The following is a 25,679-nucleotide window of genomic DNA, read 5'->3' on the forward strand; positions in this document are numbered from 1 at the left end:
ATGAGCAAGGTAAACACATTGCAAACCGTACAGATATTGCCGGTGTCGCTGGAAGAGGCGTGGCATTTTTTTTCGCACCCCAAAAACCTGGCGGTGATTACCCCCGATGCGCTGAACCTGAAATTTACCAACCAGCTTTTTGGCGAGGAAGCCTATGCCGGGCAGGTAATTACGTACACGGTAAAGCCGCTTCTGGGCATTCCGTTTTTCTGGATGACGGAAATAACCCACATGGTGCCGCTGCAATATTTTGTGGACGAGCAGCGGCGCGGGCCTTATGCCTTGTGGCACCACCAGCACCATTTCAGGGAAGTGGCCGATGGCGTGGAAATGACGGATATTGTGCACTACCAGCTTCCGTTTTACCCCTTTGGCAACCTGGCCTTGCCGCTGGTGAAAAAGAAGCTGCAGGAGATTTTTGATTTCCGCTACCAAAAGATTGAAGCTTATTTTAAACGGCCGGCTTTGCAAAGAGGATAGGAGCAGAATGGTTAGTTTGGCGAAAAGCTCAATAGCGTTACCAGCCGTACAAGAGTGCGACGCAACAGGGGCCCAATAGTATTACTACCGCCGGTTACATAAAAAAAATCCATCTCGTGGTGAGATGGATTTTTTTATGTTGGTGTCCAACGGTGGTTAACCCGGGATGCGGGCAATATATTTTTCGATTTGTTTGATCTGGTCTACGATCTGCGGCGTGGTGGGCTTTAAGGCCTTTGCCTTGCGGAAAAAATCTTTAGCGGCCCGCAGTGAGTTCATGTCGCGTTTGTTCATCATCAGGCTGCACATCTGCAGGTAGGCGGCTGCCTGATTTTCCTTGTCAGGAAGGCCCTTGCGGATGGCTTCGCGGATGTAGCGTTCGGCAGTGCGGAGGTCGTTTTTTTGCATGGCCAGCATGCCCATTTGCAGCATGGAGGCGCCTTCGGCTTCTTTCATGGGCATGCCCAGGTCGAGGCTTTTTTTCATGGCTATTTCGGCAGCGTCGTAGTCCTGGTTCATCATGGCCATATTGCCCTTGAGGGTGTAATACACCGAGCGGATGGGCTTATAAAGCAGGTTGGGGTATTTGATGGAATTGACGATGCGCTGGGCTTCTTCCATATTGCCGCTTTCCATATGCTCCTGGATGAGGCGCAGGGGGCCAAAGAAAAAGTGCCCAAAAATAAGAATGGCGCCAACCAGGTACAGGGGAAACACCGGCCAAAAGCCGCTTACGGTAACATTCAGCACAATACCGAGCACAATGAGGAGGATGCCGATGTACAAGCGGTATTTGATCAGCCAGTTATAAAATTTCATAGTCAAAAATAAAGGTGGGCAAAGATAAGCTGCGGTATGAACAAATGTTCGTTATTTTGCCACCCTACCGTAAAGTAGCCGGGAGTTTGGTGGTCGTTGGGGGGTATTTCTCCAACTGTAAATTGCCGGTTGCAACCTGTTTTTGGCCCTGTAGTTCAACGGATAGAATAGGAGTTTCCTAAACTCTAGATCCAAGTTCGATTCTTGGCGGGGCTACTTATTTAAGTCGTAACACATTGATTGATGAGGTGTTACGACTTTTTTATTGGTGCAGGTAAAACATAGGTAAAACAAATCAAACAATTTTGGCTGAGTGATAGCATTTACATCTTGCTAATTAACTCAGATAAGGTGATAACACCTTCTTTTAGGACAAACAGATTATCCGGTTCTGAAGCAAACCAAATAAATGAGTTCCAATCTACATCAGAAATGGTTTTTTTGAACCCTGCTGATTGCCTATCCATGTATGCAGTTACAAAAGCGATTTGATTTCTTTTGAATCCGGCTGCATCCGTTATATTAAAGATTGCTTGTTTCCTTCTTGCAGTGATAGCCCCATCGGTTGCTACCACTTCTACAAATACGATTAAAACATCCTGAGGTGCTGTATCCACTAGAATGATATCCGGTAAATCCAATTTTACATCAATGGTTAATCCTAACCTGCTAGCCAATTGATCATCTCTGTGCGGTTTCTTATTTCCGCTTTCACTTAACCATAAAACGAAGGGCCTGATTAGGTATTTTCGTGCAAACACCTCAACTACATGCTTAGAAATAACAGAACTTGCCCCTACGTTCATGTGCCTAGTTTCACCGTTGGGAAAAGTTACAATGATACTATTCTGTGTGTTTCCTCCTGTTGCATTTATTGCAATCCTAGCTAAAGCGCTTTTTGATAGATTTTCTCCTTGCCATTTTGCTACTGCGGATTCTAGTTCTTCGCCACCTAGATCAGGGTTAAATAATTCAGCAAAATTTTTCTGAAGGAAATATCTACCTTTCCCTGATGTAGTTGGAATACTTGTGTCAATTAATGCGGCCCCAACCTGTACTAAGCCATCTCTGAGAGTTTCATCCCTAATTGGTTCCCTTGTAGTATCCTCATACCATCTTTCACCTTCCACCTTACAGTTGTTTTTTAATACACATTGGTGGTAGGCTAACCGTTCATCAGTTTCAACTTTATGGGATTGCTCTTCAGTCATTCGGTACACATGCTTCGGAGCAAGCTGTATACCTGATCCTTCTACTGCGTTAACATAAAGCATTGTAAACACTGTGCTTGAAGCAATATCCCTGATACAATAAGTCCGGTTTGGGGTACCTACAGGGAAGATAATAGGCAATCGTTCAGTAATAGTTCCTATACTAGGAAGTGGTGGTAAGCTCATTATAGGCCGTAGATTTGCCTGAAAGCATTTTGAACTGCTTCCTTGCTGTTATTTGTGTTAATCATGTTTTCTATGCCTTTCAGTCCTTCAGGATTAGGAACAGGCATAGATTCCAATTCGTATGCGGATACTGCCACACTTCCACTAATGCATCTGAACACCATATCTGCCACTTCACTATTTAAAAAGGCGGCTAACAACTTCAGTGATACTTTAGGTGTGGCTGTAACCGGTTTAATGATGTTAATATGATTTTCAATCACAACAGCGCCATGCTTCTGAATAAAGTGTTCCGGTATCAATGCTGCCATCAGTCTCCTATCTTGCTCCTTTGATGTTGTCCGTTGTAGGACAATACAAGGATAGTTCACTAGTACCCAGTCTTGCCCTTGTTTATAGGTATAAAACAGTGTATGGTTCTTTTTATCAGCCTTCCATTGGAACTTTCCATCTGTACCGATTGCTTCTGCCCAAATCAAAGGAAAAGTATATTCGGAAGGAGTATTGGTAAGCTGATCTTTATGCCTATTCCAAACTAGTTGGCCTGTTTTTACTTCATATCCCCAATCCTTTAGGGTAAACCGCAGTTTTTCAAAGGAATGTATGAAACTTGATTGTTCAGGGGTTCTTGGCAAAATCCAAACCGCTGAACCATTTACAGGAAGTTTATGCCTGCCAATGTTATTTGTTTCCAAACTATTGTTCTGATTCGGATGAATCTCATTGATTTCAACCCAATGATTTCCAGCTTCCTCTTTCTTGTAACACGCTAACATAGTTTCCTGTAATACATCTTCAAACACCCCTTTTCTAAACGAAACGAAATCAAATGCCCTTGGTGAAGCTTGGCTTAAAATCAGCTTCCGTAAATTTTTAAAGTATTCACCCGCTAAAAAACCTGTAGGTGTTACATAAGCGATTACGCCGCCTTTTTTTACCTTCTGAAGTGCTAGGTGGGTAAATAGTCCATACAGGTTTGCATGGCCGTACAAGCTATCCCTGTAGCGTTCCCTTAATTCCGGTTCCAGTGTGATCTTTCCGTATGGGGGATTGCCAATAATCACATCATATTGATCCTTGGAATCCCTTTCAATGCTATTACACACATCAACAAGCGATTTTAGTCTTCTATTAGCTTGTAAGCAGTATTTACTAACTACAATTTCTACAAAAACCTGAGATAGCCATGCTGAAAAGAAATCTATTTCATAGCCCTTCAGGTTGTTTTCCAAAATAGCTAGTATCCGATTAGGATCATCTTCAGATACACTTGATACAATTTGCAGTGCTACAGGTGCTAGAAAAGCACCACCACCACAAGCCGGATCAAGAATGCGCGCAGTTCCCCATTGGATTCCCTGCTGTTCTATTAGTTGTAGTAAGCGATTGGTAAGGAGGGGTGGAGTGAAGTATATGCCTTTTTCTGCTCTGACCTTATTTGGTATGGTGGCTGAGTAGATTGCACCAATGTGGAAATTTGCTTCAATCAAACTGAGTTTTGATGCAGAATTGCCTAGAGATTCTGCAAGCGAATGCAGCGTTACATTCAGCTTTCTGAATTTTAGTTCCCCATTGAAATTTGGTAAATTGAACTTTAAATCAGATGCAGGATAGAATTTTTCCCAATATTGCTTAATCAAGTAGTAAACAAAGCTTCTGCCATAACTCAACCGTTGGTCTTCAGGAAGGCTTTCTGACCATGCTTTTAACATAGTTCTACCGGTTGTCAAAGCTTCATAAGGTGAACTCCATGCCTCCACTGCATCTAAACTAATCCTGAAGTTCTTTTTATTTACGGTTGGCATTGTAGATTGATTTTCCGGTTCTAAATTATTGATTAAACAGGTGTGAATCAATAAATGGGGAAACAAGAACTATTTCCCGTTAAGTAAACCGATTTGAAGCTTACAGTGCTTATTCAAATTGCCACATATCTTTTTGTTCAGGATTCTTTTCTTCAATCCATGCTGAAACTAAAGATGAAAATCTCATTGGATCCGAATACTTGTTTGGATGGCTATCATTCATTAAATGTTCAACAAATTTTTTCAGCCCTTCATATGTTGGCAGAGTTTTGAACTCTTCAGATGTTAACAGTTTATAGGCAGAAAAGGGCTTGTCGGTTTTAAACCTTTTATCAAAGTAGTATCCTTCAAAATCTGGAATGTGAGTAATGCAATATGCGCCTTTTGGATTGTTCAAAGTTACTTCTAAGATGTTTTGATTCAACTTCCAAGCGGGATTATTCACCCATTTATCTGCACGCAATGCTTTAGGGCAATCACTATCATGGACTGCCACATATTTAATATTAAAATGATTTAAAATCTTAGCGAAAAGTTGAATGTTCCCTTTGCCTAAACAATTTACCACATGGAAGTTTTCAACCTTAGCTTCCTGAAATAATATTGTAAATACCAGGTGCTCTGTTTCACCTTCTACAAGGATAATAGTATCAGCAAAGAAAAATTCGTTTACCGTGGGATGGCAACTTCTTACCATCGCTAACCTAGCTCTTTCCTCTTCACTAAAGTTCAGCCGATCAGTTGATACTACTTTGGTGCTATGACAATCATTTCGCTCTAATCGTATGATGGTTGTATGTGGCTTAGAAACATCAATGAAAATCGGTGAATGTGTACTTGCCATTACTTGCCAATTTTCTATTTCGGCTAGCTTGTAAAGAGCCTCTCTTGCTGATCTAATACTTTGAGGATGAAGAAATGCTTCAGGCTCATCAATTAGTAAAATTCTTGGCTTATCAGCAGATAGTGCGGCTCTTCCTTGCTTTAATTTGCCGATTTCAGCTAAAGCAGAAATGGCAGACCAAAGAAACGTTCTTTGCAGACCTGAGCCTTGTGTTTTTAAAGGAAGTGGTGGTCTGTTGTGCTCAAATAAGCGGATATGGCTACCTGCACCTAATATTTTCTCTGCTTCCAACTTTCCATCAGGAACGAACTTTACACTATAAGTAGGAAAAACAGATTGAAGTTTAGATGATATTGAATCACAAGCAGCACCTATTTCATCTTCGATTTCAATAGCGTACTGTTCAGAGATTTTACGTACTTGTTGTACAAGGGCTTCTATTTTGGAGTTATCACTTTTGACCCGTTGTTTAATTGCAGCAATCAAAATATCGGTTACAACTTTCTCAAGCTCAGCAGGCGTATCAGTTGGTCTGATTCTTAATGGTGCAGGAATCCTGCTTTGCAAAAGCGTATCCCACCCACCTGATCCACCTAACTTGTAACCACCCCTTTCACCATCATAGGTGTACTTCTTACCATTTTCATCAGGCTTTAGCCACTCAAATTTTACTTTAATTACTTCACCGTAATCCAGATCATTATAAACGCATGCCTTACCTAAAACTTCAGTATCCGCCTCTTCAATATTCGTAAAAATGCCTTCAATTGAAATTGGGTTATTGGAGTTTTCATCTTTAAAAAAGGTTATCGGAAGTTTACTCCCCATAGATGCAAAAGCTTCATACGCATCTAAGATGGAAGATTTGCCGATGTTATTTTGCCCAATTAAAACAATAATATCATCAATTTTAATTGTGCAACCTTCTTTGTCGAAACATCCGAAGTTTCTAATTGTAAGTGCAGCTAGTTTCATTATCCTTGCTTGGTTTGCAGCTAATGTATATATTGTAGTGAAGCGCTGCAAAGAAATAACTGGCTCCTAAATTTATTTGTGTATAAGATGGGGATACATTATTAATAATTGAACTGTATCTTTCATTCCAAAAGCATATGTATTATGAGGCATTGGTTATTTGCCGCTTCAAGCTCAGTAGCTTTAATTCTACCACTTCGACCCTGTTCTGTTTTTTTGTTTTTTTAAGCCCATACCACTCCTTGTAATACGGTCTAAACTGTGCAACTAATAACTCCCTATACTTTTTGCTAACTCTTCCCATTTGGAAGACACTTCTGTCCTTTACTGGCACTGTTTGTTGATAATAAAGCAAAACCCCTATACCTTTTCTGCTTTTGAAGTGGCCTTCATGTAAATACAATTTCCGGCAATTCTTGCCTGTTTGTGGGCAGATGAAGAAATATACAAATCCCTTACCTAGATTGCTCTTAATGGCCTGCAAATGAATTATACAGCTAATTTCTTGACCTCCATACACGTAATCTAATTTCAAGTAATCATTGCCAAATTCACTATTAAATGTTACCTGTAGTGATGCAGTTATTTCCTTGTTGCCCGTTAATGGATTTACTCTGTAAAAGGTTAGTTCCTTGGCTTTTCTCCCCTCCAATTCCAACGGTTTAAATTTCTTCAATATTGCTGTGGAAAGGCACAACTGATTCTCTACAATTGTTGGTGAATATTTTGTCCTGTACATTTTGAATCTAAATTTTTAAGGAATATCTATACTACTAATGCGGTTAATGCTATACTTATTAAACTACTCTTATCCTTGCTACCTTGACTTCACATTCTCTACTTCAATTGCTTTTGCTTTTTTCATTACCATCCTGATTAATGCTTGTGGTACTATCTCCTTAGTTACCGTTATGGTATCTGTAATCTGCTCAGAATTTATTTGTTTTTCGTTATGTGCTTTCATGTTATTTGTAATATTGAAACTATTATTAATATTTACTTCTTGATTATTCAATTCTGAATTATTACATGTCAACCAAGTTGTAACATCTCGGAATTTTTCCCCTTCTTGTATCATCCAATTTCTTACTGTGGTGTGCAAGCCTTCACCCCTACTGAAACTCAGTTCTCTGTACTCCTGTATCCTTTCCTTTCTTGTTTTATCAGATGCAGTAAGTGGAAATTCGTTCAGCCAAAAATCAGCTTTGCTTCCCTTCCTGATCATTTGATTTAGGTAAGTAGAATAGTATTTGCTTCTCCTAAGGGCTGGATCATGGATGATGGTATCATCCCACGCTTTTAGTACCAATTGGTAACAGTGGTACATGCTTTCTCCCCTTAGCAAATCTGCCCATGTATAGATTTTTGTCCTTTTGCAGAAGGTGTTAATCCTATTATACTTAAGCTCTACCCGTAGATAGTTCAGTGAAGGATCGCTAAATTTTACAGAGGGTAGGTACGTTTTGGTGCAGTAATGGGCGTTGTTAGCCCTGTAACCCATGAATTTATCTTGCCAGTTGTTCATCTCTTTATGTTCTGAACCCTGATAGATAACTAGCCTCCCCTTCAATTTTTGCTCAGAAATTATAAAATCAAGGGGTTGAAGGGCCACCGTGATGGATGGTTCGAAAGGTGCTGTGATCCTGATTTTGTTGAGATCAAGATGTAGAGATGTTGCAAAGTCAGATAATAACGCTTTAAATGCAGCAAAAGGAATATTGCGGTAATTATTGCCACCAAAGTAGATGGCTGATGGATTTGCCTTAATTCGAAGCCTATATTCAGTTGTTCCGGTAAATCTATTTTCTTTCTTAGTAAGTTTTAGTTCTGAACCCTGATATTTAAAAGAAGAAGTTCTGCTAGTTTGACTATCTGTTTCTATATCATACAAAAGCCTACCTGTTACATCTCCATAGCTATCCCCAAACTCCATCCCGGTGTTTTCGTATACCTTACTTTTCCAACTTTCATAGTCATTTATGATTGCTTCTCCGGCAATCTGATCAACAAATGCCAATGCCATTTTTACAATGCTGTAGAACCACTATAGCAGTGTCTTGTACGATCTTCATTTGCGATTTTTCTAACATACAATGAAAGGCACGGGTGCCGCGCCTCCCATTCAGTTTCAACCTTATCGAAGTTTTATCCATTGCGCTAATTCTTCTGAAGAAAAGAATAACCCATTAGCCTTCCTGATAAATGGAATTTTATCGTTTATTAAATCTTCCAGTACCGTTTTCAGCTCAATTCCAAAGTTTACCGATACTTGCTTGGCTGTAAGTAGATTACAATGAGTTCGCATTGCTAATACGCTTAATGTTTAGCGATCAAGCGATTTTCTGTTTGCGATCTTTCCTTAGAAGCTAGGCATTTAGAATTTAGCTACCGATTTTCTTCGGGATGTAAAACCTGTTGAAAAAATCTTCTATATCTGATTCTTTGAAGTATTTTTTTGTTCCAACTTCAGTGTAGCCTATCCAGCCTTTTTTGTAGTAGCCTTTTAGCGTTTTGTCTGATACATCAAGAATTGCCATAGCTTCCTCAAACGTGTAACGTTTTTCAATTCCACCTATTTCTAAGGTTGTAAGCTGCTGTTTCAAGGAATCAATTTGATTACTGAACACAGAAAATTTTTCGGAAAGCCATTCCTGACTAACGACAATAAAATCGGGAGCTTGATTGTTTGAATTGTTCGCACAGTGGTACTTTGTTACCATTTAATAACATTTACTGCAATTCGGATGTGCGATTTTGAGGAAAGATGGCAGATGCCTAATAGCATTGCCTCCTCTAGATGAGGATACAAAGGTAGAATTTTCTTGGAATTAATTACCAAAAATATTAGCAAGGGTTGGAAACGGTAGTGCTTTGCTACTTTTTGTCGGGTTAGAACAGTTTAAAGGCTTCCAATAATGTTTTCGTGTGCTGTATCTTGGCTATCATAATCAAAGCCTGCCATATACCCCTCTGTTGTATTTAAGCGGGAGTGCCTCAGCAAATTTTTAATGTCATGCATTCCCGTACCTTTCTTCCTTGCTAAATCTGCAAATGTGTGCCTTGCTATGTGCGTAGATAGGTTTTTTGCAATACCTGCTGTGGCTGCAATCTGCTTCAGACACTTATTAATTAAACTTGTTTTTGCTTGCACCTGTTTGGATACAAACTGTTCGTTGTTAGGGTTTAGTTCATGTGTGAAGAAAGGGAAAATGTATGCGCCACCATGATTAGATTCCCTGTATTCATCAATGATCTTCATGGCAGGTGGTAATATCTTCATTGATACCGGCTTTCCAGTCTTATCCATTTCGTATTCTAATCTTCCATCTACTATGTAATCCCACTTCAGTTGTAGCAAGTCACCAATCCTGATGCCTGCATGATAAAAAGCAAACAGAAATATATTTCGTGCATCATTCAGCCGCGTACCTTTTCTAAGTTCAACGTTTTGCAGGAGATTAATCTCATTTTCGGTTAATCGCTCCTTCCTTTTATGTTTATCCAATTTGAGCCTATGTAGCAGAAACGGGTTTTTACTGTAATCAACAAATCCCTTCTTTACCCCCTTATTGTATATTGCTCTAAGGTTTTTCAGGTGCTTATGGATCGAATCTGTTTTATAGCTTCTATCCGTCTTGATAGTTCGGTTTTTCAGGTAAATTTCAAATTTTTGTAAGAAGTCAAGGTTGAAATCGCTGAAAGCCAAATCTTTACCCTTCAGATATTGTTCATTTATAAGGTTAAGTGTTCCGTTGTAATTTCTGTAGGTGTTGTATTTGTTACCAGCTTCAATTAGCTTCAGTTCCTCTTTAAAGAAGCTAATGAAGCTAACCTGCTTCGGTTTTTCCTCAATTACAGGTTTCATGGCCTTTTTTATGTTTTGGACATCAAGGCTTTCACCATTGGCATCTAGCCTTTTGATTATCTTATCAATCTTTGTAAGCAGGTTTTCAATAGCTCTATTGATTGTCTTAGCCTGAGGGTTTACCGTTGCATCCTGATATTGTTTTTTTAGCTTTTCCAACTGCTCCTTACTGAGTTCACCCTTTTGCTTTGTAGTGATTTTCGGTTTCACTTCCCATAGGTGTTCACCGCCTCCATTCCATTCGCATATTAAACAGCCATGACCAACTGAGACATAGATTGATTTGCGATTATATGTTATTCGTATAAATAGGGGAAATGTTCCATTGGAAAGCAATTTATCTTCCCGAAGTACGGTTTTCAGCTTTGGCAGTTTCATCCAATAAAGGTATGAGGTAAAACATAGGTAAAACAAAATGGGGGTGTTTTTTTCTAAAAATCTGAACATTATTCCCTAGTCAAAGCATTGAAATATAATAGAATAGGGCTGTAGATTGGAAATAACAGGAAAAATCAAGAAACTATTTATCATTGATGTAGTCTTGGCGGGGCTACCCAAGCCGCACTCTCGAAATTTTTCAGAGAAGTGCGGCTTTTACTTTTCTGTAAAAGCCGCTCCTGGACTGCAAAGTAGGCGAAAGCATCATTTAGCCCTGTGGTTCGACACCTGTCTTCCGCCCGGTTATAGAAAATTCCTTCCGGAAAGAGCAAAAATTGAAGCCTTTGTTTATCGGTGTAACTCGCAGAACTCCACACCGGAGCGAGTTTGCTGGAATAAGTAACGGCAAATTCAACACACAATTCAGGGTTCGACACCCCTTGTGAGCCTGGTGTCAATTCTTCCTTTATTTTCTTCTTTTCTTTTTCAAAATCCGCCACAAATTCCAGGTAAAGCTCATAAGGTATTTCTTCCTTTTTGAGCCTTGTTTTTTGTCTTTCAATGTTGTGATCAATCTCTTTCAGCCTGTTTTCATAAATGGACGCATCATCCTCTCCTTCTTCGGTTAACTTAAAGTAAGTTGCCAGTGTTTGCTGTTTAATAAGTGGTGCTAAAGAGCTGGAATTTAAAGAGTATTGCTCCAGGATATGAGTAAACTGATCATGAAGTTCTTCAGCATTCCTATTGCAGTTGCAGCCTTTGGTATTGCATTTATAATAATGAATACCCTTTGCTTTTACCAAATAGCCTCTCAAAAAGCAGCCACAGGTTTCACAGCGTAAGAATCGTTTTAAAGGGATAGCATCGTTTTCTTCTGTGGTCGTATAGCCATAAGCATTTCGCTTCTGCACTTCATTCACTTTTAAAAAGACCTCTTTTGAAATGAGCTTTTCGTGAGCTCCTTCTACCACCTGTCCTTCCAGCAGATTATGCGATAGCAGACCACAATAAAATGGATTGCGAAAAATGGAAGACATCTGTTGATGGGAAATCCTGAGCCCTAGCTTTGCCAGTCTTTGTCTTGCCTCTTCATTGGAAACTTGTTCCATTGCCTTCCACATGAATGCCTTTTGGAGCAGTTTCCCTTGTTTGTTCACGACCCATGACTTCTTTCCGTTTACCTTGCCACGTTCGTAACCAAGAGGTGGGCCCTAGCACCAATCGCCTCTCAGTAGGGCTTCCTTAATGCCTGTAATACATTTTTCCCGCCTTAGCTGATTGTCGTATTCACTAAATATGAACTGGATATTTTGTTGAAGCGACCCGCTGGCGGTAGATGTGTCAGTTGGCTGGGTAACGGAAAGAATGGTCACACCTTCCTTTTTGAGCTGTTGAGCAATATAGATCGCATTGGCTCCGGAACGGCTAAACCTGTCCACGCTGTAAACAACGATGTAGGAGATTTTGTCCCTCGTTTTCTTGACGAAGGACAGCATGTTATTAAACTCTTTGCGTTCATCGGTTTGGGCACTTTCATAAGTACCCCCGAAATAACCCATGATAGTATAGCCACTCTTTTGGGCAAACTGCTCGCAATACCTTCTCTGGGTTTGCAGGCTCATATTATTATCCGCCTGCTCCTTGGTAGAAACCCTTGTGTAGATAACGCAGTTGCCGGTTTTGACCTTTTCTGTTTTGGTTCCTTTACCAAATTGACTAAAATTGATTAATTCGCTCATAGCGGTACTATTTTGAATTAGGCTGCTTTTTTGTATTCTTCTTTGCTTATGGATATGACTTTGGCTTTTTGTTCTTCTAACTTTCCTTCCTTAAAGCAATTGTAAACGATCTCGGTATAAACCCGGATGGCATCGGCAATTTTCTGTGCCAGTTCATCGCTTATATCCTCGTAGCCTTTACAGGCTTTTATATCGGCTGCTGTCACATCTTTAAATCTTGTTTTTGTTGGTTGCTTTTCGTTTTTCATAGGTAGTCAAATTTATAACATGTTGATTATCAATGCAAATAGTATTTTTAATGGGTAGCAGTCTTCTCTTTCTTCTTTGGTGGGATTATGGCAAAGCCAAGCTGCTGTAAACTTTCTTTATCCTTTTCTTTTTGCCTTTTTTCAACGATTCCATTAGATACTTTGGCTACTGTTGAAGTAAGAAGAGACGTAAGCAAGGAGCCAGCGAGGTTGTTTACATTGAAGTCCTTTATGAAAGCTCCCATTTGTAGTAGCAAGTCCACTTTTGCCTGGGCATCTGCCTGGGAGTAGGCCGCAACTTTGACCGAAACGGTAAATTGTTTTTTCATAGGTTATTATTTTGTTTTTGATTTATGGAGTTAGAAAATTAGAAACGGCCCGCATTTTCCATTACATCTTCCTCTGTCGCCTGCGAGTTTTCTGTTTCTCCTTCACCATCTTCTTTTAGTAGGTCTAACACGGATGGAATGCATTCTTTGGTATAGGAAAGTGTGCTGATGATCTCCAGTACCTGTAAGAGTTCGGGTTCGGTAAAAGCCTGCCTTAAAGATTTGAAATAATCCAGCGTGTCCTGATCTTCTTTTGAAACGCTATTGCTTGAAGTAGGGTTCTCATTCTCGTGCATTTTTTTGAAGGTTACCTGTCGCTCCTCAATAGCCTGGGGCGAGTTGGCAATTGCTTCTTCCAACCTTTTGTTATCCTGCTCCACCACACCGGTAAGACCTTGACCGACCAGGGGAATGCCACCCAGAAGATGGGTATTTCGCCGTATCATGTTTTCGAGCGCCAGCGAAAAAACTTCGCCCAGATTTTCTTTGGCAGTGACTTTGGTGTTTCTGGTTTCTTCCAGCTTCTTTTCCAGTTGTTCAATGTAAGTATCGGATTCTTCCAGTTCCTCCTTTAGCTGGGCAATTTCTTTTCTAAGCAGCTCGGTGTTCATTTTCTCTCTTTCCTGCTGAACCACGGAATGAATCTTCTCTTCGATCTCGATACCGGATAGCTCCTGCTTTCGTCTTTCATCCCTTTCTTTTTCAGGTGAGGTTACTGTAAATATGAACTTGTCATTGCGGGGGCAATTTTCGGTACTGGTGTAGATCAATATTTTTACCATTCGGGTATCTTCTCCCATGTACACCAGATATTCATCGAAGACTTCCGGATCTGAAGTCTTGTCTACGGCCTTTAGGTTGTCCACAAAAACTTCATAAAACTTCGGTTTTCCTTTTTCATAGGCGGATTCCAAAAAGTGCTTTAGCCTTTCAATTTTTACCAGGTCATATTTTTCCTGGGTGATTTTTGAACTCATAAGAATTAGATTTTGGAAGGCTAAGGATCAAATAGTGGGCCTATGCCAAAAAAGTCAAACACCAAGCGGAAAACCCGAACCTGCGGATTAATTATGGAGGAATTGCGGAGGGATCAGGGAGGAATTAAAATGTCCGCATAAGTATTATAAAGTCTTTCTAATTTCCAGTTAAGGCCATGGGGATAATTAGCTCTATTAATTTATTAAAAGCATTGTGACAAAATAGCAAAGTCCGATGTTTTGCCAAAAATGTCATGACAAAGCCGTGTGGTTATTGTAATGCTTTTATGCAGGTCATAATGTTGAAGTAATGCGACCTGCATGAGAATTACATGGGATAGAATGGTAATAGGATGTATGTATGTCTAATATACTTTTGCAAGCAACGAATAAAAAACATCTATTCATTGAAGCCGAATTTCTTCAACTGTTGTAAATTAAGCATTACGTATCGCTTAGCTTGATTTGACATTGACACTTTGCCTTCTATCAGGTCAACCATGTATTTAAAATGATGATCTTTGAGCTTTTTATTTTTCCTGTCCCAAGCAACCATTTTTTTGACCAGCTCAATACTTACATCGTAAGCAGGAGCATCATCTTGGGTTAAATTGATATCAACATCATCAATTTCAAATAGAATTTGTGGAGCATGATCTATTACGGTGTCTAATATGCGCACTCCTGAATTACGCTCATAATTTGAAATTTTACTGTTGTTTCTTATTCTGGCAGGCAAATTCCACGCAACACTTTGTTGTTGCATAGATAGCATTCCAGTAGTTTTACCCCATTCCTCTATTTTGTTCCAGATTTTGGCTGGAATGGATTTCAGCTTTTCCAACTCTCCCATAGCGTGATTTACTTCAGCCTCTTCGTCAGTCAACTTTTTCCTGATAGAACGATTTTTGGGATCTTCTATATCCGCCTTGATGCTTTCCAAATCAATATCAAATGACTGCTTTTTTACTTCCTGCCAGCATTCCTCTTTCTTTGCCCATTCCCCATATAAAGATCCTGGTGCATTCTTCTTTATGAATTCTTCAACTTGAACCATTAGGGAATATAAAGCCTCTTTTAGGCTTTCAGAAACAGCTTGAGCTTTCCATATTTTATACAAATCAAGTTTACCTTTCAACTTGTTAGAAAGATAGGCTATAGTGTACGGAACTGTTACATATCGCATATCACCTATTGAATAAGGTTTAACACCATATTTCTTTTCCGCAGCACGAAAGAGTATTGCTTTTGAAATTACATCTTCAAAGTAAATACTATCTACTTTTTTAGGAAGATTATAATTAATAAACTGGACATAGTTTTTTTGATTTCCCCTTACAACAAAATGAGGGCCGATCGTTATCTTTTTGCCTTCACTTACCTCTTCAAATGAATTAACATACTTTGCCAGATCCTCCTTTGTAAACATTTGAGCTTTTGGATTTTTCATATCAAAAGCTTTTTGCTTTGCCTTTGTAAATCCTTCCTTAATTCTCGCATTCTTATACTGTCCCCTTGCTCGCTCATAGAACCATCGGGTCTGCCCAGCCTGCCCCGAAGATGGTGGTGCCCATATACTTCTGGATATTTTTTCCAATTCAATATGAAATGGCCTGTTGGAACTAAGGTCTGATACTGAGACCTTGTTTTGCGTGTTGGCATATTCAGAAATACGACTTACGATATCACTGAACTTTTCTTTGTTCTTGATGACTGATAACTTGACTTGAACATTAATTTCAGAAATTTCCTTTTTATCCTTTTTCCAGGTATGATAAATAGATGCGGTTGTCTGGCCGCCGTTAACAATTTGTAGGTCGTTAACCTTTGTAATAAAAAGACCTGTTCCATCATCTGATTTCTCTATTTCAATCGAATCGGCGGTAGCAGCAATACCGTTGTTAAACGCAAGAAACATATGAGGCTCAGTCAATATAGTTTTTCTTATTCCATTATTTACTTTTCCTGTAAACTGGAGAAATGAACGCACATTTTGTTCTAGTAATCTTGATCCAAACCTTTCATATATGTTTACCAATGCCTCACCTGGAATTATAGCCAAAAAGGATTGATATTGTTCATTAAAAGAAGGTGACGGTATGCAAGGAATTTTATAACCATCGGATTTGAAATTAATCTCTATTGGAATATGTGACTTTTCGGAAATATTATACAAATAATTGACATCAACAATCTTGAAGAAAATTGGATATCCGGATATTGTTTGACTTAAAGGATTTTCTCCCTGATAAATACCGTCTGTCAGAATTATTGCGTTCACTCTAACCAAAGTTTCCTTTATATCCTTCGATTCGCTCATGGCATAAGCTAATTGAAAGATTTCCGATGATTCTTCAATTTCGTTCCAAATCTTTCTATTGAAAACCTTTTCAAATGCCCATAGTAGTAGATTGGCGAACTTTTTAAAGTCCATATCAGGAAAAACTTTTGGATACCAATTTTAGTTTTTCATGGCATCTTCGTTGCGTCGCAATCCTTTCATCTGCAGAATATAATTGAGCAATTCACTTATCAAAAATTTCATCCAAATGATATTCTAAGAACTCTTTCTTTGGTTTATACTTTCCATTGAACTGAACTTCAAATCCATCAAGGTTTCTGAAGAATTTTCCGTAAAAGTTTTCATTCACCTTCTTTTTTATTCTTTGAGATAAAACGACTTTATTGTCAATTGTTATTCCGATAAAACCTTTATCGAAAGCCTTATCGTAAAGATTGGATAAGCATAAACCATTTTCAGGATTTAAACGTTCCATTTCATTTTTTGACCAAGGTATTATGTGGCTTGCGACCAATAATTCTTTAAGATTTATACCTGTAATTAAGCAGCGGTTTTGATAGGCGGATAAAATCATTTCACGAAAGACATTTTGATTAACCCTCGTTTTTACTTCTCTGATTTTCGTTTCTCCTTTTAAGTCTGATATGTCTTTTAGGATTTCTGAATACTTTTCTTCAATTGTTACATGCTCTTTTTCTGCTAAAATTCTTTCACTTTCAAAAACAAGTGTTTCTTTATTATTTATAAACTCATCCCATATTGGTTGACACTGTTTCTTTCCGCCAGGCAAACCTCCTACGCCTCTTTGTTGATGATAAGGGTCAATGCTTGCAAAGTTTGTTAACCGCATTGCAACGGCGTCTGGCGTTCTGTTGATTAAGCCTGCAAGGTGAATAACATCTGCATTGCCTTTGTGCATCTTTCCGAATGGCAACTTCAAATACAAATTGAATGCAAGTATGAGTTCCTCCTTTGTCCAAAGATTATTGGCCATTGACTATGATTAAATAAGAGTGCTTAATTTAAAGCATCTAATTGATGAATAGAATTGTTACAGTACAAGAGTGCGACGCAACGGAAGTTCAATAGTAGCATTGTTGCTTAGTTCATAATCTTCTCAGGCATTTTAGTTATACCAAAAACAATCCCGAACATCTATAATGGTTTTCAACTTTTTGATTACGATATCGGGTTTGCCGGGAAGAGTTTTATCATGTAGCCTATACCTGATTCCATTTGCAAATAGATATTTCCGAACAATCATTTCAGGTTTTGTGTCTTTACCTTTTATTCGGCTTATGTTGTAGCGCCTCGTTTCCTTATCATGCACATCTGCCATAATCATGATTATTACTGAACCTTTTTTTCAACTACGGAAATATCAAAGTTGAGATACCAGGCAAATTTTACGAGGTAGTCAATACTAACCGAAAACTTTCCTGTTTCAACTTTTGAAATAGTAGATCGGTGTACATCCATTATTTCTGCCAGCTCATCCTGACTATATCCTCTTTTTTCACGTAAAGCCCTGATACTTTTGCCTATCGATTCACGATGTTCATATATATATTGATCCGTTGGCTTTTTACTTTCATTCATAATTTATAGCCTTTAAAATAATGCTTTGCTATCAAGGCAAAACAATAAGGTATTTCGTGGGTACAGGCAAATCCCATCCGTCAGCATAAGACATGGTTGTTAAATTGCCGCCCAAGTCCTTTACTATTCCAACCTGATTTACACCACCCAATACGAGTTTCTGGTATTGTTGTACTGCTTTTTCAGTACTACTGGTTTCTGCTTTAAAAAGTTCTATTTTATCATTATCGAATGTTACTTTATCACCGACATTAAGTTTCTTGTTCATGATTCTATGCAGTTTGTATAACGTTGCCCTCGCTTCGTGTAGTGCAATATATTGAACTTTTAATTGAGAAAGCTAACTTTTATTCATTTATTTATACCCTTTAGGGTACGTTTTGACTTAAATTTAATATATTATACCTTATAGGGTATATTTATGGTTGAATGATTATTTTTTATACCTTTAAGGGTATAATATGGATGTGATGAAGAGATTACCAGAATTTTTAAAAGAAAAACGAAAGCAAGCGAGACTAACGCAGCCTGAACTTGCAGAAAAAGCCGGTGTTGGCCTTCGGTTTATCAGAGAATTGGAACAGGGAAAAACTTCATCGCGTATGGACAAAGTAAATCAAGTGCTTAAGCTATTTGGGCATGAACTAGGCCCTGTGCCTTTAAACCGTCAAACTTTGATTGATGAGGAAAGCTGATGTGTTTATGGTGGATAAACTAGCTGGATACCTATCTGAAACTGAAGATGGGTACAACTTTATTTATGACCGGGATTATTTACAAATGACGGGCGCCGAAGCGGTAAGCCTGACGCTTCCATTATCAGACAAAGCGTACGTTAGTTCAGTAATGTTTCCCTTCTTTGATGGGCTGATACCGGAAGGTTGGCTATTGGAAGTAGCTGAACAAAACTGGAAACTGAATCAGCGGGACAGAATGGGGCTATTACTGGCCTGTTGCCGGGATTGCATTGGAGCGGTGAGTATTGTGGAATCACAAAATAACGAAGGATAATGCGCTGCCTATATTGTTATAAAGAACTGGAGCCCGGTCAGATCGACTTTCACCCGGCCTGTAGTCGCAGGATGTTTGGAAAGCCGCAGCCTCCCCAGTTGCCCTACACAGAAGAGCAGATGCTTGAGTTGGGTGAGAAAGTAATCAAAAGTCAAATAGCTGTAACAGGGGTACAGCCCAAACTTTCACTCGATATTGAAAAAAGGTCTAAAGAGGATACAGAAGCCAAAACGCCTGGGCGGTTTACCATCGTCGGTCTGTGGGGTGGATATATATTAAAACCTGCTACAAAACAATATCCTCACTTGCCGGAAGTTGAAGACCTGACGATGCACTTAGCGGAGCTGTCAGGTATTGCAACAGTACCCCATTCTCTTATCAGGTTGCAAAATGGAAGCCTTGCCTACATTACCAAACGAATTGACAGGGCGAAGAAAACAAAGTTGCACATGGAAGATATGTGCCAGTTAACAGAACGGTTGACAGAAGACAAATACAAAGGGTCGTATGAACAAATAGCAAAAGCTATTCTAAAATATTCTGAAAATCCAGGATTAGATCTGATCAACTTCTTCGAGCAGGTTATCTTTTCTTTTTTAACCGGGAATGCCGATATGCATTTGAAGAATTTCTCTTTAATCAAACAATCACAAACTGGCTATGTTTTAGCACCCGCGTATGATATGGTAGCTTCTGCGCTAATTGTAAAAGGAGATACCGAGGAACTGGCATTGAATCTTAATGGGAAAAAAAGAAAATTAGGGCGGAAAGATTTTGATGCAGTTTTATTCTCTTTTAAAATCCTGGATGAGAAGGCAATAGAAAACCTTTATCAAAAATTTTCTACCAGCATTGAGAAATGGATACAGTTTATAGCGATAAGTTTTCTTCCGGTGGAATTGAAAGATCAATATAAACTTTTGATAAAAGAAAAAGCTGCGAAGCTGAATTTATAATTGGTTTCCGATGAAGATAACGATTAGAGCAACCAATTCTGCATCGACTAACGGCTATGGACTTGAATGCAAAAGATGACGGCGGTAAAGCAATCGCGAATAAGCACAAGAAACAGGTAGTACAGGCCTCAGCGACAAACAGAACATATCAAATGTCAACTGTTCATAATTATTAGTCTATTCAATTATGACTAACTAACAATAACAGGAATTGAATGCATAAAGATGTCTGATAATAGCAGCAACCATATATCACTTTTTCGCTCCCTCTTCAAAGGAAGAGAAGATTTATTTGCCATTCGCTGGGAGAAAGGAACCAAAAGTGGCTATATGCCGGCCTACTTTTATGACCCATATCGGTATAAAGCGCATGTATTGAAAGGTGGCACGTTTCAAACCTTCACCGAAAAGAGCTATCTGCCGTTGACCGATGAGCAGATTACAAAACATTTAAACGGAAAGCAGCATATAGGATTATACCCGCTACTGACTGATAACACATCCTGGTTTATTGCAGCAGATTTTGATAAAGAGAACTGGGCAAAAGAATGCAGGAGCTTTCTGAAGGTCTGCGCAGCCAAAGGTGTCCCTGCTTATTTAGAGCGCTCCCGTTCTGGAAAAGGAGGGCATGTATGGGTCTTTTTCGAGCGTCCTTATCCGGCGAGTAAGAGCCGGAAAATCATGCTTTCTCTACTACGCGAATCAGACATCTTATCGGCCTTTGACAAGACATCGAGTTTTGACAGGTTATTTCCCAATCAGGACACCCTTTCCGGAAAAGGACTGGGGAATCTGATTGCCCTGCCTTTACATGGCCCATCGGTTGGGCAAGGAAATGGTTATTTTATTGATCCGGAAACCTTGATTCCTTTTGAAGACCAGTGGGCATTTTTGTCAGGTGTAAAAAAGGTGAGTGTAGAAAAGTTAGACGAAGTACTCAGAGTATTAACCGGCCAAGAAGTATCAAACGAAACAGGCTTTACGCAAGCACCTGCCGGAGCAATGGTGATCGCTCTTACCAATTGCCTGAAACTAAAGCGAAACGAAATACCTATTCCGCTAATAAATTACCTGAAAGAAGAATTGAATTTTTCCAATACTGCATTTATCATCAAAAAGAAAATCGGTAAAAGCACGTTTGGCACAGAACGTTACTTCAAGCTAATTGAGGAGCGGGAAAATGAGGTCTTTCTGCCAAAAGGGTTTGCCGGTAAGCTCCTTCGGTTTTGCAGAGAGAAAGGCATAGCAGTTGACTTTAATGACCACCGCCGAAAAAAAGAAAACGTCCCTTTCCAGTTTGCAGCAGCTTTAAGAGAACACCAGGAAGTAGCCGTTGTAGCTGCAGCAAAAAAAGACATGGGAGTAATTGTAGCTCCACCCGGCGCCGGTAAAACAATCATTGCGCTAAAGATCATCGCAGATAAACAACAACCCGCTCTAATTGTTGTGCACCGCAAACAATTGATGGAGCAATGGATCGAGCGGGCACAGACCTTTCTCCAAATTCCCAAAAATGAAATCGGCAAAATCGGACAGGGTAAGTCGAAGGTCGGGAAAAGGCTCACGGTGGCTACCATTCAAACACTGGCGAAAGAATTAGAAAAAGCGGAACAAAGCGGAATGGCCAAAGCTTTTGGAACCATCATTATTGATGAGTGCCACCATATCCCGGCAGAGTCGTACAGAAACACCATTGCCCAATTGGACAGTTACTACCAGTATGGCCTGACAGCAACTCCCTTCAGGAAATACAATGACGGCAAACTGATTTTTATCCATTTGGGAGAAATCATTGCTGAAATCAAGTCCCAGGATATAGGCGAAGCTAAGCAGCCAAAAGTAATAATCCGCAATACGGAACTGGATGTTCCGTTTAACGCCAAAACAGACAAATTTGAAACCCTTTCAAAAATTTTGGTGCATGATTCGGCAAGAAACAAGTTGATTTTAAAAGATATAGTAGAGGAATTGAATTCCGGGAAGAAGGCTGTCATTCTTACTGAAAGAAAGGAACATATTTATGCGCTGTATCAATATCTGAAACAATCATATGAGGTAGTGTCGTTGAGCGGCGAGGATAGTGAAAGCAGCCGGGCCGGAAAATGGAAGTTGATTAAGGCAGGATCTTACCACGCACTCATCACTACCGGCCAGTATTTTGGAGAAGGAACAGATTTAAATAATGTGAGCTGTTTATTTTTAGTGTATCCGTTTTCATTTGAAGGAAAACTAATTCAATACATTGGTCGTGTTCAGCGCTCTGAAATCAATCCTATAATCTATGACTATAGAGATGGTAAAATAGATTACCTGAATAAGCTCTTTCTGAAAAGAAATACCTACTACAGAAAGCTTCAACGTCAGGCAACCTTATTTGATGATCCCAAAGAAGAACTTCCAGAAACAAGGGATGTCATCACTATTGAAAAAGAAATAAAGGTACCAATTGAGTCACTAGTGTTCAAATATGGTAGCATTGCTTTTTCATATGAGGCTGCTGAAACGGCGGCAATGCTGGAATTTGAAATTGAAAATGATGAGATCCGCCCGGAGTTTGACGTGTTAAAGCCTTATTTTCAAAAAGCTTTGAAATCAAAGAATGTAAGCGTCTCGATCCATGCTGAATTTGAGAACCGCAAATTGGTTTCGCAGTCAGCAGTTTCGGAGGATTTCAAAAAAATCAACAAGGAAGTGATTGAAGGGATGCGCTTCCGATTCGCCTCCAAATACATTTTGAACGGCCAAGTCCTGGAAAGAAAAGAAAACCTTCTCGACATCACTCATGTTCAATCCGGCCACCAGATCTATGAAACCAGCGAAGAGCTTTTGGAAGACTTGCTGAAGAACAACCAGTTCAGGCACCATAAGCAGCTTCGCTACCTTGCTGAAAGGCATGCCGGTAATTTGCTGAAAATTCGTTTTGTTCTGCGTCCCTTTTCGTTTGTGTTTTTGATTGCAGGAACAGAACAATACCACATTATACTGGAAACATTGGATACCGAAGAAGCTACCTATTTGTGGCACTTCAGTAAGACTGTGTCATTATTGCCCTCAAAGCTGAAAGAAATTGATGCCCACCTGCAAATTATTCGCAACCAGGGCCGGCAGCCATTTCTTGATTCGAAGCCGGAAAACTTCAGCCGCATTCTTCATGATTATTCCAATGCACAAAAGGGCTTTGTTCTATGGAAAGATATGTTAGAAGAACGACTGGCTTAATCGCTGATTTCTTTTGGAGAAGGGAAGTTCCCAAAAATGCGGAAATGGGTGCATTAGGTGTTTTGTGTGTACCCGAAACGTAAAAAATGGGTACATATCATTCGGCATATGTCCAAAAAAGCGCAAAATGGGAACATATGAAATGGCATCTGTACCCAAAAGTGCAAAATCCCGCCCAAGTATTTTTACCCAAGATTGAATCATAAATGCATCAATTGCATCCAGATCGGTTCAAAAAGTGCTAAATGGGCTCATCATCGGCTCAATTGCTTACAATGCGCGGATAAAAAAATGAGACGATTTGAGCCGAAAACGATGTGAAATGATTTGAATCGTTGGAACTAAAAAATAGATCTGGATCCACAAGCTTTTGTCCTCGAAAGGGTATGTTCATTTTTTACTCCTGTTCACGTAACGTGTACACTCAATAAAAATGAACATACGTTTCCACGACTTTTTTTTAGTTCAAATAGAAACCTTCTCAATACCTGCCCACTTGCATATAGTCTTCAATAAGCTTAAGGCCCTTAATGAAGTTCGACCTGGTACAACCCGCTTCTACAAAATTTCAATCAAAAGTCGAACATTCATTGTTCGACTTTTTGCTTTTTCTAAAATAGATAGCGGACGCAAACACTCCAACTGCTCCATCATATTCCTCTACCCAATCTTCGCCGATGTCATCGTCAATGAACCACCCACCGCTTTATCATTAAAAAACGAAACGCCATCGCCTGCACCTTGTACACCCAGGGTATACATCAGCGGCAGGTAATGCTCTGGAGTGGGTATGGCCAGCATTGCGTCTTTACCTAAACTGGTATAGTTGATCAGCGGCTTATGGTCGCCGTCCAGGATGAGCGATTTGAATTTTTCATTGATGGCTTTTGCCCAGTCGAAGCCGTATGCATCATCATTCAACCGGTCCCAGGCCACCATGCGCAGGTTGTGCACCATATTACCGCTGCCAATGATCAGCACGCCTTTTTTGCGCAAGGCAAACAGTTCTTTGGCCAGGTCGTAGTGGTATTGCGGACCTTTGGAATAGTCGATGCTCAATTGCAGCACCGGAATGTTGGCATCGGGGTACATGTGCCGGATGATGGTCCACGCACCATGATCGAGGCCCCAATCGTGGTCGAGTTCCACATGTGCCGAATGCAGCAAACCTGCTGTTTCCTTTGCCAGTGCAGGGTTGCCCGGTGCTGGGTACTGCACATCGAAAAGGGCCTGCGGAAAGCCGCCAAAATCATGTATGGTTTTTGGAAAATCCATCGCTGTGATTTTGGTGCCTTTTGTAAACCAATGCGCCGAAACCACCAGTACCGCTTTGGGCATGGGCAGTTCTTTCGCCATCTGTGTCCACCTGCGGCTAAACTCTGTGTCTTCAATGCCGTTCATGGGCGAGCCATGGCCCACAAACAGCACAGGCATCACCTGCTCCTGTGTTGACAGGCCGCTGGTAAAATTTCTAAATGCTGATAATGTTGTCATGCCTATTGCTCCTGTTGCTATTGTTGTAATAAATTGTTTTCGTTTCACTGCTGGCTGTTTGATCGTTTCCACAACGGGCCGGCTTTCGCATCCAACCGGTTTATTTTACCCCCTTCTACCAAACTGTTCAACGTTTTTTCCGCCGCTGCTGTAGTAATGTCGTAAAACACGGCAAACTCTTTAAGCGTAGTGGTTTCGTACACATCAAAAATGGTTTCAAAAGAGGCGGGCTTTTTTTTCGTTGCTTCGCCGGGCACCAGCTTTAGCAAGGCCTGCTCGTACACAGCATAAGGTTTGCTGCCATATACTTTAAAGCGGTTGTCTTCTTCGTCAATGAAATAGATGGTAGGAAAGCCACGTACGCCCCATGCCCTTGCCATTGCTAAATCGTCTTCAAACAACAGCGTTGCCCTTTGCTCATAATCATTTTGAAATTGTGCAGCGTCCAAGCCTGCATCTGTTGCGGCCTGCACCAAGTGCTCTGTTTTGGTGATGTTCTTGTTTTCCAAAAACACCATTTCCTTGATGCGCCTGAGAAAGCGGTTTGCACCTTCGTTGCCCTGCAACTGTGCCGATTTAAATGCAACCGATGGCGGGTATGATGAATGCAACGGATCTTCCAGCCACACATCGCCATCAATGGGCATTTCGTAAAATGTAGCGGCTTCTTTCCAATGCGGTGCCACGCTTTGTGGGCCGTTTACATCCCTGCCGCCATATTCGCTCCAGCTTTTCAGCAAGCCGCCCATCCGGTATTCAATGTCGAAATAGTTGCCATACTCCTGCTTTAGTTTGCGCAGCTGCGGCTCAATGCCCCAGCACGACGAGCAAATGGGATCGGTGAAATACAGCAACTTCACCGGTTTGGCTCCTAATTCCGCCGCTTCTTTCTGCGTTGCCTGCGGCACTTCGCAAATGCCTGTTTCCATATCGCACAGTAGGGTGTCCACTATCTTTTGTTCCATCTTTTATTTTTTAAAATGATCGCTGCCGCATCGGTACGTTTCATTTGTTATTGATCTTTTGTTGCTTTTGCCAATCAATTTTTAAACTGCTACACTCAACCAAATTTGCTGATTGTTGCTGCATAGCCGAATTACAAAGCTACCCACAGTTCATGCCTTACCTCATTGCTTAGGCGCAAGAAATAGCATTGACATTTGTCAAGTTTTTATTGAAGTATTTATTGGCTGCAGCAAGATTTGTTGATACGAGTAGTAGCCCACTATATTCAGTGCAATG

Annotated in this window: 25 protein-coding genes and 1 tRNA gene; 6 read left to right on the forward strand and 20 right to left on the reverse strand. The window is 40.1% G+C overall.

The genetic code is table 11. The annotated features are described in order from the left end of the window. The gene (locus EPD17_RS03585; protein ID WP_132051832.1) at window positions 1–480 is read left to right on the forward strand and encodes an SRPBCC family protein; all 480 of its coding nucleotides are present in this window, start codon (window positions 1–3) and stop codon (window positions 478–480) included. Window positions 481–636: 156 nt separating this feature from the next. On the opposite strand, the gene EPD17_RS03590 is transcribed toward EPD17_RS03585, so the two are convergent. Continuing rightward, entirely contained in the window at window positions 637–1,299 is a 663-nt protein-coding gene (locus EPD17_RS03590) for a tetratricopeptide repeat protein (RefSeq protein ID WP_132051833.1), read from the reverse strand. Between the two features lie 144 nt (window positions 1,300–1,443). Between EPD17_RS03590 and EPD17_RS03595 the strand changes: the two genes are divergently transcribed. Next, window positions 1,444–1,515 (forward strand) — tRNA-Arg (locus EPD17_RS03595). A gap of 107 nt (window positions 1,516–1,622) precedes the next feature. On the opposite strand, the gene EPD17_RS03600 is transcribed toward EPD17_RS03595, so the two are convergent. From EPD17_RS03600 to EPD17_RS03680, 17 genes are all read right to left on the reverse strand, one after another. Then, window positions 1,623–2,696, reverse strand: coding sequence for a BsuBI/PstI family type II restriction endonuclease (locus tag EPD17_RS03600; RefSeq protein WP_132051834.1), 1,074 nt, complete (start codon window positions 2,694–2,696; stop codon window positions 1,623–1,625). Continuing rightward, window positions 2,696–4,501 carry an HsdM family class I SAM-dependent methyltransferase gene (locus tag EPD17_RS03605; protein ID WP_132051835.1) on the reverse strand — a complete coding sequence of 602 codons (1,806 nt, stop codon included), beginning with the start codon at window positions 4,499–4,501 and terminating at the stop codon, window positions 2,696–2,698. The genes EPD17_RS03600 and EPD17_RS03605 overlap by 1 nt, the downstream gene beginning before the upstream one ends. Window positions 4,502–4,610: 109 nt before the next feature. Then, on the reverse strand, window positions 4,611–6,320 hold the full coding sequence (locus tag EPD17_RS03610) for an ATP-dependent nuclease (RefSeq protein WP_132051836.1): 1,710 nt from the start codon (window positions 6,318–6,320) through the stop codon (window positions 4,611–4,613). Between the two features lie 142 nt (window positions 6,321–6,462). Further along, the gene (locus EPD17_RS03615; protein ID WP_132051837.1) at window positions 6,463–7,059 is read right to left on the reverse strand and encodes a hypothetical protein; all 597 of its coding nucleotides are present in this window, start codon (window positions 7,057–7,059) and stop codon (window positions 6,463–6,465) included. Between the two features lie 78 nt (window positions 7,060–7,137). Continuing rightward, window positions 7,138–8,343 (reverse strand): hypothetical protein, encoded by a 1,206-nt coding sequence (locus EPD17_RS03620; protein WP_132051838.1) that lies wholly within the window; start codon window positions 8,341–8,343, stop codon window positions 7,138–7,140. 358 nt (window positions 8,344–8,701) lie between these two features. Continuing rightward, window positions 8,702–9,040, reverse strand: a complete 339-nt coding sequence (locus EPD17_RS03625; protein WP_132051839.1) for a helix-turn-helix domain-containing protein — start codon at window positions 9,038–9,040, stop codon at window positions 8,702–8,704. A 179-nt stretch (window positions 9,041–9,219) separates the two neighbouring features. After that, window positions 9,220–10,563 carry a site-specific integrase gene (locus EPD17_RS03630; protein ID WP_165929512.1) on the reverse strand — a complete coding sequence of 448 codons (1,344 nt, stop codon included), beginning with the start codon at window positions 10,561–10,563 and terminating at the stop codon, window positions 9,220–9,222. 149 nt (window positions 10,564–10,712) lie between these two features. Further along, window positions 10,713–11,684 (reverse strand): recombinase family protein, encoded by a 972-nt coding sequence (locus EPD17_RS03635; RefSeq protein ID WP_132051843.1) that lies wholly within the window; start codon window positions 11,682–11,684, stop codon window positions 10,713–10,715. A 90-nt stretch (window positions 11,685–11,774) separates the two neighbouring features. Further along, the gene (locus tag EPD17_RS03640) at window positions 11,775–12,302 is read right to left on the reverse strand and encodes a recombinase family protein (protein ID WP_132051845.1); all 528 of its coding nucleotides are present in this window, start codon (window positions 12,300–12,302) and stop codon (window positions 11,775–11,777) included. 17 nt (window positions 12,303–12,319) lie between these two features. Then, window positions 12,320–12,550 (reverse strand): hypothetical protein, encoded by a 231-nt coding sequence (locus EPD17_RS03645; RefSeq protein WP_132051847.1) that lies wholly within the window; start codon window positions 12,548–12,550, stop codon window positions 12,320–12,322. Between the two features lie 47 nt (window positions 12,551–12,597). Continuing rightward, complete coding sequence (locus tag EPD17_RS03650) at window positions 12,598–12,879, reverse strand: hypothetical protein (protein WP_132051849.1); 282 nt, start codon at window positions 12,877–12,879, stop codon at window positions 12,598–12,600. 38 nt (window positions 12,880–12,917) lie between these two features. Further along, window positions 12,918–13,856 (reverse strand): hypothetical protein, encoded by a 939-nt coding sequence (locus tag EPD17_RS03655; RefSeq protein WP_132051851.1) that lies wholly within the window; start codon window positions 13,854–13,856, stop codon window positions 12,918–12,920. A gap of 400 nt (window positions 13,857–14,256) precedes the next feature. Beyond that, window positions 14,257–16,290 (reverse strand): AIPR family protein, encoded by a 2,034-nt coding sequence (locus EPD17_RS03660; RefSeq protein WP_132051853.1) that lies wholly within the window; start codon window positions 16,288–16,290, stop codon window positions 14,257–14,259. Window positions 16,291–16,381: 91 nt separating this feature from the next. Then, a complete protein-coding gene (locus EPD17_RS03665) occupies window positions 16,382–17,152 on the reverse strand; it encodes an HNH endonuclease (protein ID WP_132051855.1) in 771 nt (256 codons plus the stop codon). 132 nt (window positions 17,153–17,284) lie between these two features. After that, complete coding sequence (locus EPD17_RS03670; protein WP_317126716.1) at window positions 17,285–17,503, reverse strand: hypothetical protein; 219 nt, start codon at window positions 17,501–17,503, stop codon at window positions 17,285–17,287. Window positions 17,504–17,508: 5 nt separating this feature from the next. Next, a complete protein-coding gene (locus EPD17_RS03675; protein WP_132051859.1) occupies window positions 17,509–17,757 on the reverse strand; it encodes a helix-turn-helix domain-containing protein in 249 nt (82 codons plus the stop codon). Window positions 17,758–17,788: 31 nt separating this feature from the next. After that, window positions 17,789–18,025 (reverse strand): hypothetical protein, encoded by a 237-nt coding sequence (locus EPD17_RS03680; RefSeq protein ID WP_132051861.1) that lies wholly within the window; start codon window positions 18,023–18,025, stop codon window positions 17,789–17,791. Window positions 18,026–18,227: 202 nt separating this feature from the next. On the opposite strand from EPD17_RS03680, the gene EPD17_RS03685 reads away from it, so the two are divergent. The 4 genes from EPD17_RS03685 to EPD17_RS03700 all read left to right on the forward strand — a co-directional run bounded on the left by EPD17_RS03685 (window position 18,228) and on the right by EPD17_RS03700 (window position 22,943). Next, window positions 18,228–18,452, forward strand: coding sequence for a helix-turn-helix transcriptional regulator (locus EPD17_RS03685; RefSeq protein ID WP_132051863.1), 225 nt, complete (start codon window positions 18,228–18,230; stop codon window positions 18,450–18,452). Next, entirely contained in the window at window positions 18,439–18,768 is a 330-nt protein-coding gene (locus EPD17_RS03690; protein ID WP_132051865.1) for a HipA N-terminal domain-containing protein, read from the forward strand. Before EPD17_RS03685 ends, EPD17_RS03690 begins: the two co-directional genes overlap by 14 nt. Then, complete coding sequence (locus tag EPD17_RS03695) at window positions 18,768–19,724, forward strand: HipA domain-containing protein (protein ID WP_204743281.1); 957 nt, start codon at window positions 18,768–18,770, stop codon at window positions 19,722–19,724. Before EPD17_RS03690 ends, EPD17_RS03695 begins: the two co-directional genes overlap by 1 nt. Window positions 19,725–19,949: 225 nt before the next feature. Then, window positions 19,950–22,943 (forward strand): TOTE conflict system archaeo-eukaryotic primase domain-containing protein, encoded by a 2,994-nt coding sequence (locus EPD17_RS03700; RefSeq protein ID WP_394346400.1) that lies wholly within the window; start codon window positions 19,950–19,952, stop codon window positions 22,941–22,943. Window positions 22,944–23,603: 660 nt separating this feature from the next. On the opposite strand, the gene ygiD is transcribed toward EPD17_RS03700, so the two are convergent. Both ygiD and EPD17_RS03710 read right to left on the reverse strand, forming a co-directional pair. Further along, a complete protein-coding gene (gene ygiD / locus EPD17_RS03705) occupies window positions 23,604–24,437 on the reverse strand; it encodes a 4,5-DOPA-extradiol-dioxygenase (RefSeq protein ID WP_132051871.1) in 834 nt (277 codons plus the stop codon). 44 nt (window positions 24,438–24,481) lie between these two features. Further along, entirely contained in the window at window positions 24,482–25,402 is a 921-nt protein-coding gene (locus EPD17_RS03710) for a ClpXP adapter SpxH family protein (RefSeq protein WP_132051873.1), read from the reverse strand. Window positions 25,403–25,679: the final 277 nt, after the last annotated feature.

The organism is Pseudocnuella soli (assembly GCF_004347775.1).
Taxonomy (GTDB): Bacteria; Bacteroidota; Bacteroidia; order Chitinophagales; family Chitinophagaceae; genus Flavisolibacter; species Flavisolibacter aquaticus.